This is a genomic window from Mycobacterium kiyosense (genome assembly GCA_021654635.1).
Lineage (GTDB): Bacteria > Actinomycetota > Actinomycetes > Mycobacteriales > Mycobacteriaceae > Mycobacterium > Mycobacterium kiyosense.
The window spans coordinates 5315927-5333952 of sequence record AP025179.1 but is presented as its reverse complement, the minus strand read 5'-3'; the positions used below and the strand labels follow the sequence as shown (position 1 = coordinate 5333952).

Below are 18026 nucleotides of genomic sequence, written 5' to 3'. Positions count from 1 at the left end.
CACTCGGCGGCGGCAGATTAGGCTCGCCGTGTGCAGGAACCGCTCCGGGTACCCCCAAGTGCACCGGCGCGGCTGGTGGTGCTGGCCTCGGGCACCGGTTCGCTGCTCAACTCCTTGCTCGACGCGGCCCAAGGCGACTATCCGGCCCGGGTGGTGGCCGTCGGCGTCGATCGCGACTGCCGGGCCACTACGATCGCCGCCGCCGCCGACATCCCCGCTTTCACCGTCCGGGTCGGCGACCACCCGAGCCGCGACGCCTGGGACGGCGCCATCACCGCCGCCACCGCCGCGCAGCGCCCCGACCTGATAGTGTCCGCCGGATTCATGAGAATCCTTGGCCCGCAATTTCTTTCGCGATTCTCCGGCCGTACCGTAAACACCCATCCGGCGTTGCTGCCGGCCTTCCCGGGCGCGCACGGTGTGGCCGACGCGTTGGCCTACGGTGTCAAGGTGACGGGCTGTACGGTGCATCTGGTGGATGCCGGCGTGGACACCGGTCCGATATTGGCCCAGCAACCCGTCGAGGTACTCGACGGCGACGACCAAGAGACGCTGCACGAACGCATCAAGGTCGTGGAACGACAACTGCTGGTGGATGTGGTAGCCGCGATCGCCACCCGCGGCGTGACGGTGACGGGACGAAAGGCGACCCTGGGATGAGCACCATCGACAAGAGGCCGATCCGCCGCGCGTTGATCAGCGTGTACGACAAGACCGGTCTGGTCGATCTGGCGCGGGGGCTGGCCGACGCCGGCGTCGAGATCGTGTCGACCGGTTCGACCGCGAAGACCATTGCGGACAAAGCGATTCCGGTGACCCGGGTCGAGGAACTGACCGGCTTCCCCGAGGTGCTCGACGGGCGCGTCAAGACCCTGCACCCGCGGGTGCACGCCGGCCTGCTCGCCGACCTGCGCAAGACCGCCCACGAGAAGGCGCTGGCTGAACTCGGCATCGAGGCGTTCCAACTCGTCGTCGTCAACCTCTATCCGTTCACCCAGACCGTCGAATCCGGTGCGTCGGAAGACGAATGCGTCGAGCAGATCGACATCGGCGGTCCGTCGATGGTGCGTGCGGCGGCCAAGAACCACCCCAGCGTCGCCGTGGTAACCGATCCGCGCGGCTACGACGGCGTACTGGCCGCGGTACGGCACGGCGGCTTCACCCTCGCCGAGCGCAAAAAGCTTGCCTCCCTGGCGTTTCAGCACACCGCCGAATACGACATCGCGGTCGCCAACTGGATGCAGTCCAACCTCGCGCCCGAGGATCCCCCGCAGGAATTCCCGCATTTCTTCGCCCGCAACTGGCGCCGAGCGGCGACGCTGCGCTACGGCGAGAATCCGCACCAGCAGGCCGCCCTCTACACCGACCCCGCCGCGTGGCCGGGCCTGGCGCAGGCTGAGCAGTTGCACGGAAAAGAGATGTCCTACAACAACTTCACCGATGCCGACGCGGCCTGGCGGGCAGCCTTCGACCACGAGCAGACCTGCGTGGCGATCATCAAGCACGCCAACCCGTGCGGCATCGCGATTTCCGACATCTCGGTTGCCGATGCGCACCGCAAAGCCCACGAATGCGACCCGTTGAGTGCTTTCGGCGGGGTGATCGCGGCCAACACCGAAGTCAGCGTGGAGATGGCCGAGTACGTCAGCACCATCTTCACCGAGGTGATCGTCGCGCCCGCCTACGAGCCGGGTGCGGTGGAGGTGTTGGCCAAGAAGAAGAACATCCGGGTGCTGGTGGCCTCCGAACCGCTCAGCGGCGCCCACGAACTGCGTCCGATCAGCGGGGGACTGCTGATCCAGCAGCGCGACCAACTCGACGCCACCGGTGACGACCCCAACAACTGGACCCTGGCCACCGGCGAACCCGCCGACCCGGCCACCCTGACCGACCTCGTGTTCGCCTGGCGGGCCTGCCGGGCGGTGAAATCCAACGCGATCGTCATCGTCGCCGGCGGCGCCACCATCGGGGTGGGTATGGGCCAGGTGAACCGGGTGGACGCCGCCCGCCTTGCCGTGGAGCGTGGCGGCGAGCGGGTCCGGGGAGCGGTCGGCGCGTCGGATGCGTTCTTCCCGTTCCCGGACGGCCTCGAGACGCTCACCGCCGCCGGGGTCAGGGCGATCGTGCACCCCGGCGGTTCGGTGCGCGACGACGAGGTGACCGCCGCCGCCGCCAACGCTGGGATCACGCTGTATTTGACCGGCGCCCGGCACTTCGCGCACTGAGGGCCCTTGTCGTGCGACCCCGAAACTGAAAGCATCGTCAATTAGGGACGGGACTGAAGATTCGGAGGCAATGATGCGTGCGATAACCAGACAAACAGCGGCGTTTGCTGCGGCGATTGCCGCATTCGGTGTGATCGGCGCCGGCTGCAGCAACTCGAACAAGTCCGGCGGGGCTTCCAGTTCCGCCAGTTCGGCGAGCTCGGCGGCCTCGAGCGCAGTATCCAGCGCGACGTCGTCGGCGTCGAGCCCCAGCTCGAGTGCGGCGGCCAGCTCGACCCAGATCCCCGGCGCCAACGGCACCCAGTACACGGTCGAAGGGCCCATTCTGGCGAAGTGGCAGACCCTGACCGAGGCCCAGAAGAAGGACCTCGGCGCGCCCTTCGACAACCAGAAGAACACCCTCGACAACAGCGGCGTCTACCAGCAGTTCGACGGCGGAGTGCTGATCTACCGCAATGGTGGCCCGGTCTACTTCGTCTGGGGCAAGATCCGCGACGCGTGGAACGCCAACCAGGCTTCGCAGGGCAAGCTGGGCTACCCCACCGCTGACGAGCAGGTGCAGCCGGACGGCACCTACAAGTCGACGTTCGAGCACGGCACCATCACCTGGAAGCCGGGCGACGCCGACGCCACCGTCACGACCAGCTGACCGAGGCAATGCGCGAGGGCCGGGCGATCAACTTGATTGCCCGGCCTTGTGTGCATTCGAGGAACGCGCCCGTGCCGAATCCGCGGCATGGTCGTAGCGTGGAGAGGTGACTTCACCGAGCAATCTGCCCAGAACCGTCGGCGAGCTGCGCGCCTCCGGTCATCGCGAGCGCGGCGTCAAGCAGGAAATCCGCGAGAATCTGCTCACCGCGCTGGCCGACGGCGACGACGTGTGGCCGGGCATCCTGGGCTTCGAAGACACCGTGATCCCGCAGCTGGAGCGGGCGCTGATCGCCGGGCACGACTTCGTGCTGCTGGGCGAACGAGGCCAGGGCAAGACCCGGCTGCTGCGCGCGCTGACCGGGTTGCTCGACGAGTGGACCCCGGTGATCGAGGGTTCCGAGCTGGGCGAGCACCCCTACACCCCGATCACCCCGGAGTGGATCCGCCGCGCCGCCCAGGCCCAGGACGACCTGCCGATCGCGTGGAAGCACCGCAGCGAGCGCTACACCGAAAAGCTGGCCACCCCCGACACCAGCGTCGCCGACCTGGTCGGCGACATCGACCCGATCAAGGTCGCCGAGGGCCGCAGCCTGGGCGACCCCGAGACCATCGCCTACGGCCTGATCCCGCGCGCGCACCGCGGGATCGTCGCCGTCAACGAGCTGCCCGACCTCGCCGAGCGCATCCAGGTGTCCATGCTCAACGTGATGGAGGAGCGCGACATCCAGGTCCGCGGCTACACGCTGCGGTTGCCGCTGGACGTGCTGGTGGTGGCCAGCGCGAACCCGGAGGACTACACCAACCGCGGCCGGATCATCACCCCGCTCAAGGACCGGTTCGGCGCCGAGATCCGCACCCACTACCCGCTGGAACTCGAGGCCGAAATGGGCGTCATCGCCCAGGAGGCGCACCTGAGCGCGCAGGTGCCGGATTATCTGCTGCAGGTGATCGCCCGGTTCGCCCGTTATCTGCGGGAGTCCAGCTCGGTCGACCAGCGCTCCGGGGTGTCGGCGCGGTTCGCCATCGCCGCCGCCGAGACCGTCGCCGCCGCGGCCCGCCACCGCGGTGCGATCCTGGGAGAAACCGACCCGGTGGCCCGGGTGGTCGACCTGGGCACCGTGATCGACGTGCTGCGCGGCAAGCTGGAATTCGAGTCCGGCGAGGAGGGTCGCGAGCAGGCCGTGCTCGAGCACCTGCTGCGCCGCGCCACCGCCGACACCGCGTCCCGCGTGCTCGGTGGCATCGACGTCGGCACCCTGGTGACCGCTGTCGAAGGCGGTTCCGCGGTGACCACGGGCGAACGGGTGTCGGCCAAGGACGTGCTGGCCGCGGTGCCCGGACTGCCGGTGGTGGACGCCATCGCCCGCAAGCTCGGCGCCGAATCCGAGGGCGAGCGGGCCGCCGCCTTGGAGTTGGCACTCGAAGCGTTGTACCTGGCGAAGCGGGTCGACAAGGTGTCCGGAGAAGGGCAGACCGTCTATGGCTAACAGAGGGCACTCGTCGCGGTACTCGGCGTACACCGGCGGGCCCGACCCGCTGGCTCCGCCGGTGGACCTGCGTGAGGCGCTCGAACAGATCGGCCAGGACGTGATGGCCGGCACCTCGCCGCGCCGCGCGCTGTCCGAGCTGCTGAGGCGCGGCACCGAGAACATGCGCGGCGCCGACCGGCTGGCCGCCGAGGCCAACCGCCGCCGCCGGGACCTGTTGCGCCGCAACAACTTGGACGGCACGCTGCAGGAAATCAAGAAGCTGCTCGACGAGGCCGTGCTGGCCGAGCGCAAGGAACTGGCGCGCGCACTGGACGACGACGCACGCTTCTCCGAGCTGCAGCTGGAAGCGCTGCCGCCGTCTCCGGCCAAGGCCGTGCAGGAACTGTCCGAATACAACTGGCGCAGTCCCGAGGCCCGGCAGAAGTACGAGCAGATCAAGGATCTGCTGGGCCGCGAGATGCTCGACCAACGCTTCGCCGGCATGAAGCAGGCGCTGGAAGGCGCCACCGACGAGGACCGCCAGCGGGTCAACGACATGCTCAACGACCTGAACAACTTGCTGGACAAGCACTCTCGCGGCGAGGACACTCAGCAGGACTTTCAGGATTTTATGGACGCCCACGGTGAGTTCTTCCCGGAGAACCCACAGAACGTGGAGGAGTTGCTGGACTCGCTGGGCAAGCGCGCCGCTGCCGCGCAGCGGTTCCGCAACAGCCTGTCCCAGGAGCAGCGCGACGAGCTGGATGCCTTGGCGCAGCAGGCTTTCGGTTCACCGTCGCTGATGCAGGCGCTGGGCCGGCTGGACGCGCATCTGCAGGCCGCCCGCCCGGGCGAGGATTGGGAAGGGTCGCAGCAGTTCTCCGGTGACAACCCGCTGGGCATGGGCGAGGGAGCGCAGGCGCTGGCCGACATCGGAGAGCTCGAGCAACTCGCCGAACAGCTTTCGCAGGCGTACCCCGGTGCCACCATGGACGACGTCGACCTCGACGCGCTGGCCCGCCAGCTCGGCGACGAGGCCGCCGTCGACGCCCGCACCCTGGCCGAACTCGAACGCGCCCTGGTCAATCAGGGCTTTCTGGATCGCGGTTCCGACGGGCAGTGGCGGCTGTCCCCGAAGGCGTTGCGCAGGCTCGGGGAGACCGCGTTACGCGATGTGGCGCAACAGCTTTCCGGCCGGCACGGCGAGCGTGACCATCGGCGCGCGGGTGCGGCCGGCGAGCTGACCGGAGCGACCCGGCCCTGGCAATTCGGCGACACCGAACCGTGGAACATCTCCCGCACGCTCACCAATGCCGTACTGCGCCAAGCGGGTACGCACACCCTCGACGAGGGCCGCCCGTCGCTGCGCATCGCCGTGGACGACGTCGAGATCTCCGAGACCGAGACCCGCACCCAGGCCGCGGTGGCGTTGCTGGTGGACACCTCGTTCTCGATGGTGATGGAGAACCGCTGGTTGCCGATGAAGCAGACGGCGCTGGCGCTGAACCATCTGGTGACCACCCGGTTTCGCTCGGATGCCTTGCAGATCATCGCTTTCGGACGTTACGCGCGCACCGTGACGGCGGGTGAGTTGACCGGGCTGGAGGGCGTGTACGAGCAGGGCACCAACCTGCATCACGCGCTGGCGCTGGCCGGGCGCCACCTGCGTCGTCACCCCAATGCGCAGCCGGTGGTGCTGATCGTCACCGACGGCGAACCGACGGCCCACCTGGAGGATTTCAACGGCGACGGCACGTCGGTGTTCTTTGACTATCCGCCGCATCCGCGCACCATCTCGTTCACCGTCAAGGGTTTCGACGACATGGCCCGGCTCGGCGCGCAGATCACCATCTTCCGGCTGGGCAGCGATCCCGGGCTGGCGCGGTTCATCGACCAGGTGGCCCGGCGGGTGGAGGGCCGGGTGGTGGTGCCCGATCTGGACGGGCTGGGTGCCGCGGTGGTCGGGGACTACCTGCGGTCGCGGCGGCGTCGCCGGTAGGGCTCGCGGACGGAGGGGCCGGCTCATCGGCGCGGCCCGGCCGGCCGGATCAGGTCGTCGGGCAAGCCGGCCAGCACCGCGGCCATGTTGTAGGCGCTCATGCGTAGTTGCCCGTTGCTGCCCATTCGGGCGTAGTCCGAATGGCCGTAGGCGCGTTCGTGCAGTTGCCCGTCGCCGTATTCGTTGGGCGGCGCCACGCCCGTCCCGGTCGACAGTGGCATCATCCCCGGCACGTCCTGCAAAGCCGGGCCGAACGCGCCGAATCCGGGAATGGTCTGCGCCACATAGTCGTTCACGCCGTTCAGGTAGAACGCGTGGCCGGGCTGTACGCCCAGCTGAGACGCGTCGGTGAGTTCGCCGCCCGGCGAACCGTACAGGACGACGTCGCTCACCGGTGCGCCCTGCTGCAGGGCCAGGCTGGTGACCAGCGAGCCGTAGGAGTGGCCGAACGCGGTGATGTGTTGATCGGCAACGTTACTCGCCGCGGCAAGCCCTTTGTAGAAGCGGTTGAGTTTGTCGGCTCCGTCGCGGGCATGCCAGTCGTGCGTGACGTCGCGCAGGCTGTCGGGTGCGTCGTATCCCAGCCAGGCGATGGACGCGACCGCGCCGGGATTGCTGCGGTGCGCCGCCGTGCGGAGTTCGCGCGCTTTGTCCCGCTGTGCCGCAGCCTGATTCGTCACGTCGAAGACGCTGGCACTGACCCGGGTGTTCAAGCCGCCCACCATGACGCCGACGCACTCGGCGTTGTCGACGTCGCCGACTCCGACCGCCGCCAGCACCTTTCCGGCAAGCCCGGTGGTGTCCAACAGGATCAGGCTGGATCCGGGATTGGCGTCCAGGGCGCTGCGCAGCGCCCGCAGGTCGGCCATCTTCTCCGGATCGGTGTGCCAGAGGCCGGCGCCGTCGAACCAGCCTCGCTGCAGACGGGTGATTTCGTGTTGCAGCACCGGCAGATTGAGCCGGCTGCGGACGGCGACTGGAATACCGTCGAGGTTGCGGATGGCGTCCGGGGCCGATTCCTCGACCCGGTCCTGCTGGCTCGGTGTCAATGCATGCCACCAGCTGCTCACCTGATCGGGGGTGCTGCCGCTGGGCGGCAGCGCCGGCAGGCCGGTCGGTTGGTGACCGAGTTGCGCGCTGAGCTGGTCGGGGAGAGATCGCCGTCAGCGCCGCGGATCGCCGCCGCCAGATCTTCATCGGCGATCTCGGCCGACACCAACAGATTCCACATACTTTCGGTGAGCCTGAGCGCCGCGTCCAGGATGCGCTGCTGGTCGTCGGCGGGCAGCGAGGTGAAGTCGGAGGGCGGCAGCACCGCGCCGCTCTCGTCGTCGATGACCACCCGGCTGTACCGGGCCAGATCGCGGATTGTGCTCAGCTGCAGCTTGATTGCGGTGACTTCGTCGGCGGACTGCTCGGCGGCGCGCGCGACGGCTTCGCAGGCGTCGGCGTGGCCGTCCAGAACCAGTGCGGTGTGCCGGGTGGCTGCTTGCGCCGCGTCGGCGGTGTCGCCGCCGAAGTTCAGCAGCCGCATCGTCTCCGTGACCGCCGCCGAGGCGGTGCGGGTGCCATGTGCGCGCCGGATCGCCGCGTCGAACACGGCACGGATCGCCTCGGGATCCCAGCGCTCGATATCGGCCGGGGTCACGGTCATGGCGCCGACCGACCGGTCAGCTGTGCCGCGCCGGCGTGCTCCAGCTCAGCGAAACCGGCTGCAGCACAATGCATCCCAGCCGCATGCTGGTCAATGCGACCAAGGTGGTCAGCACTCGAGGCCGTCCAGCCGTCCAACAGCCCCGACAGGGCGCCGGCCGAAGCGCCCACCCAGCCGGGCTGGGCGCCGTCGGCGTCGGTGTGACACGCCTGCTGCAGATCCAGCAACGCCTGGCCGTGGTCGGCCAGCGCCGTCCCAACCTGGGCGAGCACGTGGGGAGCCACGCGCAGTTCTTCCGCCATACCATCCGTCCTCCGCCGAGGTGAACTTCCGGCGAAAGCGTGGCAGCGGTCAAAACGACGGGCCACTCACTGCGGTGGCCCGTGTGGATTACCCGATGTGGTGTCTGTGGATTACTTGCGAGGCTTGCGCGGCTTGCGCTTGATGGCGACCCCGCCCCACAGCGAGAAGCCGTGGATCCGGATGTTGGGTGCGCCCGGGCTGCCCTCGCCGACCACCGACTGGTCGAAGTTGCCCATGATCCCGTGGCCGTCGATCTCGACGTTGACCTCCGGCGGCAACAGGATGGTTTGCGCGCTCATGATCGAGTACGCGTGGATCTCGACCTCGGTGGAGGTGAAGTCGGCGTAGCGCAGGTCCACCACCCCGCTGCCCCAGAACGTGAAAGTGGTCAGCTTCTTCGGCACGTTCCAGCGCCCGCGGCGCTCGAAGCCGCTCATGATGGCCAGCAGCAGCGTGGACGGCGCCGGATTGCAGCTACCGCCGCGGCGCTCGCTCACCACGGTGCCCGGCAGGTCGGCGCGTAACTGATCGAGTTCCCGGTACGTCGTCGCCGCGTAGGCCTTGGTCAGCCGATCTTCGTACTCGTTGAGCTGCAGGCGGCCCTGCTCGGCGGCGTAGGCCAGCAACTGCGCAATCTGGATGCGATCGGTGTCCTCTGCGCGCGACAGCTCGTCGCGTAAGGCCTTCACATTACGTTGGGCTGGGTTGGTCATCTCACAGGCGAGCTTACGACTTCATATTTTTGCTGCAAGAGGGTTTGGCTAAACTGCAATCTTCGCGCCGTCGGCCCAGTCCTATTCCGGTGCAGAAGCCCAGCTGGGGGGCCGTTTCTGTAAGAATGCCAGCATCCCTTCGCGTGCTTCGTCGGAGACGAACAGTCGGGCCGACTCCTCGGTGAGCCGCTGCGCGTCGCGGTCGAAACCATCCAGCACGGCCGCGGTGGTCAGCGCCTTGGACGCCGCCAGGCCCTGCGGTGACCCGCGGCCGACGTCGGCGACCAGCCTGGCCACCGCGGCGTCCACGTCGTCGGCGGCCAGGCTGATCAACCCGATCTCGGCGGCTTCGCTGGCGCCGAACGTTTCTCCGGTGAGGTAGTAGCGCGCCGCCGCCCGCGCCGACAGTTTCGGCAGCAGGGTCAGCGAGATGATCGCGGGCGCGACGCCGATCCGGGCCTCGGTCAGGGCAAAGGTGCTCCTGGGTCCGGCGACCACGATGTCGCACGCCCCGACCAGACCGAACCCGCCGGCCCGCACATGCCCGTTGACGGCGCCGATCACCGGCAGCGGCGAGGAGACGATGCTGCGCAGCAGCGTGGTCATCTCCTGGGCCCGCGCCACCGCCAGTTCGTAGGGGTCGCCGCTGCCCGCTTCGCTGAGGTCGGCGCCGGCGCAGAACGTGCCGCCGGTGTGCCCCAGCACCACCACCCGCACCGCCGGGTCCGCCGCGGCGGCCCGCAGGCCGTCGTGCAACTGGGTGACCAGGGCGGTCGACAGGGCATTGCGGTTGTGCGGGGAGTTCAGCGTCAGCCGTGCGACGACACCGACGCGTGCGTAGTCGACCAGGGTGTCCATCAGTAGGAGCGGGGCAGGCCCAGCGAGGTCTGCGCGACGAAGTTCAGCACCATCTCGCGGCTGATCGGCGCGATCCGCGCCAGCCGAGCTGACGACATCATGGCGGCCACGCCGTACTCCTTGGTCAGCCCGTTGCCGCCCAGCGACTGAACGGCCTGGTCCACCGCGCGGTTGGCGGCCTCGGCCGCGGCGTACTTGGCCATGTTGGCCGCCTCGGCCGCGCCGGCGTCGTCACCGCTGTCGTAGAGCGTCGCGGCCTTCTGCATCATCAGCTTGGCCAGCTCGACCTCGATGTGACACTGCGCCAACGGATGTGCCAGGCCCTGGTGCGCCCCGATCGGGGTGGACCAGACCTTGCGTGTGTTGACGTATTCGACAGCCTTGCCGAGTGCGCAGCGCCCCATGCCGACCGCGCTGGCCGCGCCCATGATGCGTTCGGGGTTCAGGCCGGCGAAAAGCTGTGCGATGGCGGCGTCTTCGGCGCCGACCAGGGCATCCGACGGTAGCCGCACGTCGTCGATGAAGACCTGGAACTGCCGTTCGGGGCTGACGATCTCCATGTCGATCGGGGTGTAAGTGAAGCCCGGGGTGTCGGTGGGCACCACGAACAGCGCCGGCCGCAGCTTGCCGGTTTTCGCTTCCTCGGTGCGCCCGACCACCAGCACCGCCTGGGCCTGGTCGACGCCGGAGATGTAGACCTTCTGGCCCTTGAGGATCCAGTCGCTGCCGTCGCGGCGGGCGGTCGTGGTGATCTTGTGCGAGTTGGAGCCCGCGTCGGGTTCGGTGATGGCGAACGCCATGGTCAGCGTGCCGTCGGCGATGCCGGGAATCCAGCGCTTCTTCTGCTCCTCGGTGCCGAACTTGCTGATGATGGTGCCGTTGATGGCCGGTGACACCACCATCAGCAGCAGTGCGCTGCCGGCGGCCGCCATCTCCTCCATCACCAGCGACAGCTCGTACATGCCGGCGCCGCCGCCACCGTACTCCTCGGGCAGGTTCACCCCGAGAAAGCCGAGTTTTCCTGCCTCGCTCCAACAATTCGTCGGTGTGTTCCTGGGCGCGCGCCTTCTTCAGGTAGTACTCGGCGCCGTAGCCGGACGCCCATTCGCGCACCGCCTTGCGCAATGCCTGACGGTCTTCGCTCTCGATGAAACTGGTGTCGGTCATTGGGGATCCCCTTCTGCTTGCGGTGCTTCGGGTGTTTCGACGCGCGCCAATAGGGCGCCGACTTCGACTTGTTGGCCGGCTTGGACGTTGAGTTCGGCGAGTACGCCGTCGTTCGGTGCGGCGATGGTGTGTTCCATCTTCATGGCTTCCAGCCAGATCAGCGGCTGGCCGGCGGTGACCGTGTCGCCGACGTCGGCGCCGACGCGGATCACGTTGCCGGGCATGGGCGCAACCAGCGACCCCTGCTCGACGGAAGATCCGGGCTCGGGATAGCGCGGTAGTACGTGCAGGTGCACGGGTCCGCGTGCCGAGTCGACGTAGACGTCGTGACCGTAGCGGGAGACGGCGAAGCCGACCGCGACCCCGTGTTCGGCCAGCACCACCTGATCCGGCGTTGCCGACACCAACTGCACGGCAGGGTCATCGGGAAGGGCCAAACCCGTTCTGGTGTAACGGTATCGGACCAGTTGTTCGTTGTCGTCGTCGTCCCGGTAGGCCTTGGACTGAAAGCCCGATGCCAGATTGCGCCAGCCGCTGGGAACGGCGGCCAGCACGGTGGCAGCGGCGCGGTTGTGCGCCGCGTCGGCCAGCGCGGCGGCGAGTGCCGACAACCGGACCGCCTGGGCATCGGCCAGCGGTGCGGCCAGCTCGGCCAGCCCGTGCGTGTGGAAAAACGCTGTGTCGGTGGCGCCGTCGAGGAAGGCGGGCTGGCGCAGCACGTTGACCAGCAGTTCACGGTTGGTGCGCAGGCCGTGCAGGTGGGCGCGGGCCAGCGCGTCGGCGAGCACCAGCGCCGCTTGCCGGCGAGTCGGGGCCCAGGAGATCACCTTGGCCAGCATCGGGTCGTAATGGATCGAGACCACGGAGCCGTCGACGATGCCCGAGTCGAGCCGGATCCCGGTCCGGTGTCCAAGGGCGCCGAACTCGGCTCGCACCGACGGCAGGTGGATGGCGTGCACCTGGCCGGCCTGCGGCTGCCAGCCGCGTGCGGGGTCTTCGGCGTAGAGTCGCGCTTCGATCGAATGTCCTTGTGTCACCGATGGTTCGGCGCCCAGCTTGCCGCCGCCGGCGACGTCGAGCTGCAACTCGACCAGGTCCAGCCCGGTGGTCTCCTCGGTGACCGGGTGCTCGACCTGCAGCCGGGTGTTCATCTCCAGGAAGAAGAACTCGCCGTGGTCGTCGGCCAGGAACTCCACGGTGCCCGCGCCGCTGTAACCGATCGCGGCGGCCGCCAGCCGGGCCGCTTCGAACAGCTTGGCACGCATCCCCGGAACACGCTCCACCAGCGGCGAGGGGGCCTCTTCGATCACTTTCTGGTGGCGCCGCTGGATGGAGCATTCCCGTTCACCGACGGCCCAGACTGTGCCGTGGTTGTCGGCCATCACCTGGACCTCGATGTGGTGCCCGGCGGGCAGGTAGCGCTCGCAGAACACCGTCGGGTCGCCGAATGCCGACTGCGCTTCGCGCTGGGCCGCCTCGACTTCGCCTGGTAGTGCGGACAATTCGCGTACCACACGCATGCCCCGACCGCCGCCGCCGGCAGAGGCCTTGACCAGTACCGGCAGCTGCTGCTGCGTGACGGTGGCCGGGTCGAGTTCCTCGAGCACCGGGACTCCGGCCGCCGACATCAGCTTCTTGGATTCGATTTTGGAGCCCATGGCGCGCACCGCGTCCACCGGTGGCCCGATCCAGGCCAGGCCGGCGTTCTGCACGGCAGCGGCGAATTCGGCGTTCTCCGAGAGGAATCCGTAGCCGGGGTGCACGGCGTCGGCGCCCGCGGCTTCGGCCGCCGCGATGATGGCCTCGGCGTTGAGGTAGTCGTTGGTGTTGAGCAATCGGACCCGGGCATCGGCCTCGCCGACGTGCGGGGATGTGGAGTCCGGTTCGGTGTAGACCGCGACGGTGCCCAGACCGAGCCGACGGCAGGTGGCGAACACCCGCCGGGCGATCTCACCGCGATTGGCGACCAGCACTCGAGTAATCATGGGGCTCACATCCGGAAGACGCCGAAGTTCGGCGTCCCCTCGATCGCGCCATTCGCTATGGCGGACAGACAGATTCCCAGCACCGTGCGAGTGTCGCGGGGGTCGATCACCCCGTCGTCGTAGAGCATTCCGGAGAGCACCATGGGCAGCGACTCGGCTTCGATCTGGCCTTCGACGGCGGCCCGCATGGCGGCGTCGGCCTCTTCGTCGACCTGCTGACCGCGGGCCTCGGCAGCCGCCCGGGCCACGATCGACAGCACCCCCGCCAGCTGGGCGCCACCCATCACCGCGGATTTGGCGGTGGGCCAGGCGAACAGGAACCGGGGGTCGTAGGCGCGGCCGCACATGCCGTAGTGCCCGGCGCCGTAGGATGCGCCGATCAGCAGCGAGATGTGCGGGACCTTCGAGTTGGACACAGCGTTGATCATCATCGAGCCGTGCTTGATCATCCCGCCCTCCTCGTAGTCCTTGCCCACCATGTAGCCGGTGGTGTTGTGCAAGAACAACAGTGGTGTGTCGTAGCGGTTGGCCAGCTGGATGAACTGGGTGGCCTTCTGCGATTCCTCGCTGAACAGCACGCCGCGGGCATTGGCCAGGATGCCGATCGGATAGCCGTGCAGCTGCGCCCAGCCGGTCACCAGCGACGACCCGTACAGCGGTTTGAACTCGTCGAATTCGGAGCCGTCGACGATCCGGGCGATCACCTCGCGCGGGTCGAACGGGATCCGCAGGTCCGCCGGGACGATGCCGATGAGTTCCTCGGTGTCGAACAGCGGTTCGGTCACCGGACGCGGCTGCGGGCCTTGCTTGCGCCAGTTGAGCCGGGCCACGACGCGGCGGCCGATGCGGATCGCGTCGAATTCGTCCTGGGCGAAGTAGTCGGCCAGACCTGATACCCGGGCATGCATTTCGGCGCCGCCCAGTGATTCGTCGTCGGATTCCTCACCGGTGGCCATCTTCACCAGCGGGGGACCGGCCAGGAACACCTTGGAGCGTTCCTTGATCATCACCACATGATCCGACATGCCCGGGATGTAGGCGCCACCGGCGGTCGAATTGCCGAAAACCAGTGCGATGGTCGGTATTCCGGCCGCCGAAAGGCGGGTCAGGTCGCGGAACATCCGGCCGCCGGGAACGAAGATCTCTTTCTGCGTCGGCAGGTCCGCGCCGCCGGACTCGACCAGCGAGATCACCGGGAGCCGGTTCTCGAAGGCGATCTGGTTGGCCCGCAGGATCTTCTTCAAGGTCCACGGGTTGCTGGTGCCGCCCTTCACCGTGGGGTCGTGGGCGGCGATCATGCATTCGACGCCTTCGACGACGCCGATTCCGGTGACCGCGCTGGCGCCCACCTTGAACGGACTGCCCCAGGCCGCCAGGGGGCTCAACTCCAGGAACGGGGAGTCCGCGTCGACCAGCAGTTCGATTCGCTCCCGGGCGGTCAGCTTGCCCCGGGCATGATGGCGTTCAACGTATTTGGGTCCGCCGCCTTCGACAGCGTTGGCCAGTTCGGCGGCGATCTCGTCGAGTTTGGTGGTCGCCGCCGCGGCGGCCTCGGTGAAAGCGTCGGCAGCGGGATCGAGCGTGGACCGCAGAATCATTGCCAGCTCCGGCGATGCAGAGCGAAGCGATGAGGAAAAGGAGCTGTGATCATTGTTGATACCCCAGGAGTTTGGCGGCCAATGCGGTCATGATCTCGGTGGTGCCCCCGCCGATACCCAGGATCCGCATGTCCCGGTACTGGCGTTCGATCTCGGATTCGGCCATATAGCCCATCCCGCCGAACAATTGGACGCCCTGGTTGGCGACCCACTCGCCGGCTTCGACGGCGGTGTTCTTGGCGAAGCACACCTGCGCAATCAGGTTCGTCTCGCCGGCCAGTTGCCGCTCCACCACATTGCGTGAATAGACACGGGCGACGTCGACGCGGCGAGCCATCTCGGCCAGCGTGTTCTGCACCGCCTGGCGCGAGATCAGCGGCCGGCCGAAGGTCTCCCGGTCCCGGCACCACTGCGCGGTGATGTCCAGGCACCGCTGCGCACTCGAATAGGCTTGTGCGGCAAGGCCGATCCGCTCGGAGACGAATGCCTGCGCGATCTGGCCGAAGCCGCTGTTCTCGGCGCCGACCAGGTTGGCCACCGGCACCCGTACATCGGTGTAGGACAGTTCCGCGGTGTCCGAGGACCGCCAGCCCATCTTGTCCAGCTTGCGGGTCACCGCGAACCCGGGTGTGTCCTTATCGACCACCAGCAGCGAAACCCCGGCAGCGCCGGGGCCGCCGGTGCGGACCGCGGTCACCACGAAGTCCGCGCGCACCCCGGAGGTGATGTAGGTCTTGGCGCCGTTGACGACGTAGTGGTCACCGTCGCGCACCGCCGAGGTCCGCAGGTGCCCGACGTCCGAGCCACCGCCCGGCTCGGTGATGGCCAGCGCACCGATCTTCTCGCCGGCCAGCGTCGGGCGCACGTAGGTCTCGATCAACCGCTCGTCGCCGGAGGCGATGATGTGCGGCACCGCGATGCCGCAGGTGAACAACGAGGCGAAAACCCCGCCGGGCGCGCCGGACTGGTGGAACTCCTCGCAGATCACCACCGCGTCGGCGCCGTCGCCGTCACCGCCGCCGACCGCGGCGGGAAAGTTGGCGCCCAGCAGGCCCGCTTCGCCGGCGCGGCGGTGCAGTTCGCGAGGCAGGTCGCCGGTGCGCTCCCACTCGTCGACGTGCGGCAGGACCTCCCGTTCGACGAAGGAGTGGACCGTTTTTCGCAGCTGCTCGCGCTCCGGTGTGGTCCAGATGGTCATAACAGCGCCTCCGGAATGTCGACGTGGCGGCTGCGCAACCATTCGCCCAGCCCCTTGGCCTGCGGATCAAAACGCGCCTGGTAGGCAACGCCCTGGCCGAGGATTCCCTCGATCACGAAGTTCACCGCCCGCAGGTTGGGCAGTACATGGCGGGTGACGTCGAGCTCGGCGGCCTCGGGTAGTAGTTCCTTGAGCAACTCGACGGTCAAAGTATGTGCGAGCCAGCGCCATTGGTCGTCGGTGCGTACCCACACCCCGACGTTGGCCGAGCCGCCCTTGTCGCCGCTGCGGGCCCCGGCGATCAGCCCCAGCGGGACGCGGCGGGCCGGTCCGGGCGGCAGCGGGTCGGGCAGCGGCGCGGCAGCGGTCGGCGCCAGCGTCAAAGTCTGTTCAGCACAGGGGATTTCGACGCGGGTGCCATCGGCATGCACGGCGACGTGCGGCACCAGGGCGGCATCCACGTAGCCCGGTGTGAAGACCCCGTACACCTGGCCGTCGCCCGGCGGCGTGGTGGCGGTGAAGCCCGGATAACTGGCCAGCGCCAATTCGACTGCGGCGCCGGAGAATTTGCGTCCCACGTTGGCGGGATCGGGATCGCGGACCACGCAGCTGAGCAGCGCGCTGGCGGTCTCCTCGGTGTCGGCGTCGGGGCGATCGGTGCGCGACAGCGTCCACTGCATCTCGGCAGGCTTGACCGTCAGGGTGGCCTCGAGCTGGCGTCGCACCAACTCCGCCTTGGCCTCGATGTCCAACCCGGTCAACACGAACGTCATCGCGTTGCGGAACCCGCCGATGCTGTTCAGCGACACCTTCAGCGTGGGCGGCGGCGGCTCGCCGATCACGCCGCTGATCCGTACCCCGGTCGGGCCCGTCCGAGGACAGGGAGATGGTGTCCATCCGCGCCGTCACGTCCGGGTTGGCGTATCGGGCGCCGGCGATCTCGTAGAGCAGCTGGGCGGTTACGGTGTCGACGCTGACCAGACCACCGGTGCCCGGGTGCTTGGTGATCACCGCGGAGCCGTCGGCCGCCACCTCGGCCAGCGGGAAACCGGGGTAGGTCAGGTCGGGGATCTCGGTGAAGAAGGAGAAGTTGCCGCCGGTGGCCTGGGTGCCGCACTCGATGATGTGTCCGGCGACCACCGCGCCGGCCAGTGCGTCGTAATCGTTACGGCCCCAACCGAAGTGCGCGGCGGCGGACCCGACGATCACCGAGGCGTCGGTGACCCGCCCGGTGACCACCACGTCGGCCCCGGCCCGCAGACAGTCCGCGATGCCCCAGCCGCCCAGGTAGGCATTCGCCGTCAGCGGCGAACCCAGACCGAGTTCGGCGGCGCGCGGCTGCAGGTCGTCACCCTCGACGTGGGCCACCCGGGCCGGGATGCCCAGGCGCTGCGCCAAGGCGCGTACCGCGTCGGCCAGCCCGGCGGGATTCAGCCCGCCGGCGTTGGCGACGATGCGCACGCCGCGCTGGTGAGCCAGTCCCAAGCAGTCCTCGAGTTGGGTCAGGAAGGTCTTGGCGTAACCGCGTTCGGGGCTTTTCATCCGGTCGCGGCCCAGGATCAGCATGGTCAGTTCGGCCAGGTAGTCCCCGGTGATGTAGTCGACGTCGCCGCCGGTGAGCATCTCGCGCATCGCCGAGTGCCGGTCGCCGTAGAAACCGGAGCAGTTCGCGATCCGGACGGCGTCCAGAGCTGCCATGCGCATCCTCCCGGGATCGGCGTGAACACGACCAACCAACCGGTAGGTTAGCCCGTCTGTCGGGTGTCCCGTCAACCGGCACCGCCCCGGGATGAGGCGCCGCGGCCGAAGTCATTTTGGTGAGCGGCAGGCCCACCGACTATCCTGATCGACAACTGTCGCCACATCCGGTCAGCAACGGCCCCTGCGACACGCCCCACCCGAAAACCCGATCGAGGAGTAAGGCCCGACCATGGCCACACCCAAGCGCAGAATGTCGCGCTCGAATACCCGCAGCCGGCGCTCGCAGTGGAAGGCCACCTCGACCGAGCTGGTGGGCGTCAACGTCGCAGGTCACAAGCACAAGGTGCCGCGCCGGCTGCTCAAGGCCGCACGCCTGGGCCTGATCGACCTCGACAAGCGCTGACCCGACGGTCGGCGCTGGATTGACCGGCTGCGCAGCAGCGCCTCCTCGTCGGGCGTCGGCGCGCCTCTCAGCCCAGTCTCAGGCGCTCGTACGAAACTAGGC

Annotated in this window: 14 protein-coding genes and 2 pseudogenes; 6 read left to right on the top strand and 10 right to left on the bottom strand. The window is 68.5% G+C overall.

The features are described 5' to 3' along the window. Positions 1 to 30: 30 nt before the first annotated feature. The 5 genes from purN to L6444_RS24990 all read left to right on the top strand — a co-directional run bounded on the left by purN (position 31) and on the right by L6444_RS24990 (position 6344). Positions 31 to 660 carry a phosphoribosylglycinamide formyltransferase gene (gene purN, locus L6444_RS25010; protein WP_236977857.1) on the top strand — a complete coding sequence of 210 codons (630 nt, stop codon included), beginning with the start codon at positions 31 to 33 and terminating at the stop codon, positions 658 to 660. After that, a complete protein-coding gene (purH, locus tag L6444_RS25005) occupies positions 657 to 2225 on the top strand; it encodes a bifunctional phosphoribosylaminoimidazolecarboxamide formyltransferase/IMP cyclohydrolase (RefSeq protein ID WP_236977856.1) in 1569 nt (522 codons plus the stop codon). Before purN ends, purH begins: the two co-directional genes overlap by 4 nt. Before the next feature lie 70 nt (positions 2226 to 2295). After that, positions 2296 to 2874, top strand: coding sequence for an LGFP repeat-containing protein (locus L6444_RS25000; RefSeq protein WP_236977855.1), 579 nt, complete (start codon positions 2296 to 2298; stop codon positions 2872 to 2874). A 106-nt stretch (positions 2875 to 2980) separates the two neighbouring features. Further along, on the top strand, positions 2981 to 4363 hold the full coding sequence (locus L6444_RS24995) for an ATP-binding protein (RefSeq protein ID WP_236977854.1): 1383 nt from the start codon (positions 2981 to 2983) through the stop codon (positions 4361 to 4363). Further along, positions 4356 to 6344, top strand: coding sequence for a vWA domain-containing protein (locus L6444_RS24990; protein WP_236977853.1), 1989 nt, complete (start codon positions 4356 to 4358; stop codon positions 6342 to 6344). The genes L6444_RS24995 and L6444_RS24990 overlap by 8 nt, the downstream gene beginning before the upstream one ends. Before the next feature lie 23 nt (positions 6345 to 6367). On the opposite strand, the gene L6444_RS24985 is transcribed toward L6444_RS24990, so the two are convergent. The 10 genes and pseudogenes from L6444_RS24985 to L6444_RS24940 all read right to left on the bottom strand — a co-directional run bounded on the left by L6444_RS24985 (position 6368) and on the right by L6444_RS24940 (position 17518). Beyond that, on the bottom strand, positions 6368 to 7414 hold the full coding sequence (locus L6444_RS24985; RefSeq protein ID WP_236977852.1) for an alpha/beta hydrolase: 1047 nt from the start codon (positions 7412 to 7414) through the stop codon (positions 6368 to 6370). Further along, positions 7411 to 7998, bottom strand: coding sequence for a hypothetical protein (locus L6444_RS24980; RefSeq protein WP_236977851.1), 588 nt, complete (start codon positions 7996 to 7998; stop codon positions 7411 to 7413). The genes L6444_RS24985 and L6444_RS24980 overlap by 4 nt, the downstream gene beginning before the upstream one ends. Beyond that, complete coding sequence (locus tag L6444_RS24975; RefSeq protein WP_236977850.1) at positions 7995 to 8300, bottom strand: WXG100 family type VII secretion target; 306 nt, start codon at positions 8298 to 8300, stop codon at positions 7995 to 7997. Before L6444_RS24975 ends, L6444_RS24980 begins: the two co-directional genes overlap by 4 nt. 111 nt (positions 8301 to 8411) lie before the next feature. Next, positions 8412 to 9014 (bottom strand): DUF1707 SHOCT-like domain-containing protein, encoded by a 603-nt coding sequence (locus L6444_RS24970; RefSeq protein WP_236977849.1) that lies wholly within the window; start codon positions 9012 to 9014, stop codon positions 8412 to 8414. Between the two features lie 81 nt (positions 9015 to 9095). Next, a complete protein-coding gene (locus L6444_RS24965) occupies positions 9096 to 9872 on the bottom strand; it encodes an enoyl-CoA hydratase family protein (protein WP_236977848.1) in 777 nt (258 codons plus the stop codon). Then, positions 9872 to 11039 (bottom strand): annotated as a pseudogene (locus L6444_RS24960) (acyl-CoA dehydrogenase family protein). Before L6444_RS24960 ends, L6444_RS24965 begins: the two are co-directional and overlap by 1 nt. After that, positions 11036 to 13024, bottom strand: a complete 1989-nt coding sequence (locus L6444_RS24955; protein WP_236977847.1) for an ATP-binding protein — start codon at positions 13022 to 13024, stop codon at positions 11036 to 11038. Before L6444_RS24955 ends, L6444_RS24960 begins: the two are co-directional and overlap by 4 nt. Positions 13025 to 13029: 5 nt before the next feature. Then, positions 13030 to 14619: an acyl-CoA carboxylase subunit beta gene (locus L6444_RS24950; RefSeq protein ID WP_236984415.1), complete on the bottom strand. Its 1590-nt coding sequence runs from the start codon at positions 14617 to 14619 to the stop codon at positions 13030 to 13032. A 52-nt stretch (positions 14620 to 14671) separates the two neighbouring features. Continuing rightward, positions 14672 to 15820, bottom strand: a complete 1149-nt coding sequence (locus L6444_RS24945) for an acyl-CoA dehydrogenase family protein (protein ID WP_236977846.1) — start codon at positions 15818 to 15820, stop codon at positions 14672 to 14674. Beyond that, positions 15817 to 17518 (bottom strand): annotated as a pseudogene (locus tag L6444_RS24940) (acyclic terpene utilization AtuA family protein). The gene L6444_RS24945 and the pseudogene L6444_RS24940 overlap by 4 nt, the downstream one beginning before the upstream one ends. Before the next feature lie 232 nt (positions 17519 to 17750). Here L6444_RS24940 and rpmF point away from each other — a divergent pair. Continuing rightward, positions 17751 to 17924, top strand: coding sequence for a 50S ribosomal protein L32 (gene rpmF, locus L6444_RS24935; RefSeq protein WP_236977845.1), 174 nt, complete (start codon positions 17751 to 17753; stop codon positions 17922 to 17924). Positions 17925 to 18026 lie beyond the last annotated feature (102 nt).

Bases quoted from the DNA above. Each gene is read 5' to 3' on its own strand.
- L6444_RS24965 (WP_236977848.1), bottom strand. From the start codon at position 9,872: ATGGACACCCTGGTCGACTACGCACGCGTCGGTGTCGTCGCACGGCTG.
- purH (WP_236977856.1), top strand. From the start codon at position 657: ATGAGCACCATCGACAAGAGGCCGATCCGCCGCGCGTTGATCAGCGTG.
- L6444_RS25000 (WP_236977855.1), top strand. From the start codon at position 2,296: ATGATGCGTGCGATAACCAGACAAACAGCGGCGTTTGCTGCGGCGATT.
- L6444_RS24955 (WP_236977847.1), bottom strand. From the start codon at position 13,024: ATGATTACTCGAGTGCTGGTCGCCAATCGCGGTGAGATCGCCCGGCGG.
- L6444_RS24945 (WP_236977846.1), bottom strand. From the start codon at position 15,820: ATGACCATCTGGACCACACCGGAGCGCGAGCAGCTGCGAAAAACGGTC.
- L6444_RS24980 (WP_236977851.1), bottom strand. From the start codon at position 7,998: ATGACCGTGACCCCGGCCGATATCGAGCGCTGGGATCCCGAGGCGATC.
- L6444_RS24975 (WP_236977850.1), bottom strand. From the start codon at position 8,300: ATGGCGGAAGAACTGCGCGTGGCTCCCCACGTGCTCGCCCAGGTTGGG.
- L6444_RS24970 (WP_236977849.1), bottom strand. From the start codon at position 9,014: ATGACCAACCCAGCCCAACGTAATGTGAAGGCCTTACGCGACGAGCTG.
- L6444_RS24990 (WP_236977853.1), top strand. From the start codon at position 4,356: ATGGCTAACAGAGGGCACTCGTCGCGGTACTCGGCGTACACCGGCGGG.
- rpmF (WP_236977845.1), top strand. From the start codon at position 17,751: ATGGCCACACCCAAGCGCAGAATGTCGCGCTCGAATACCCGCAGCCGG.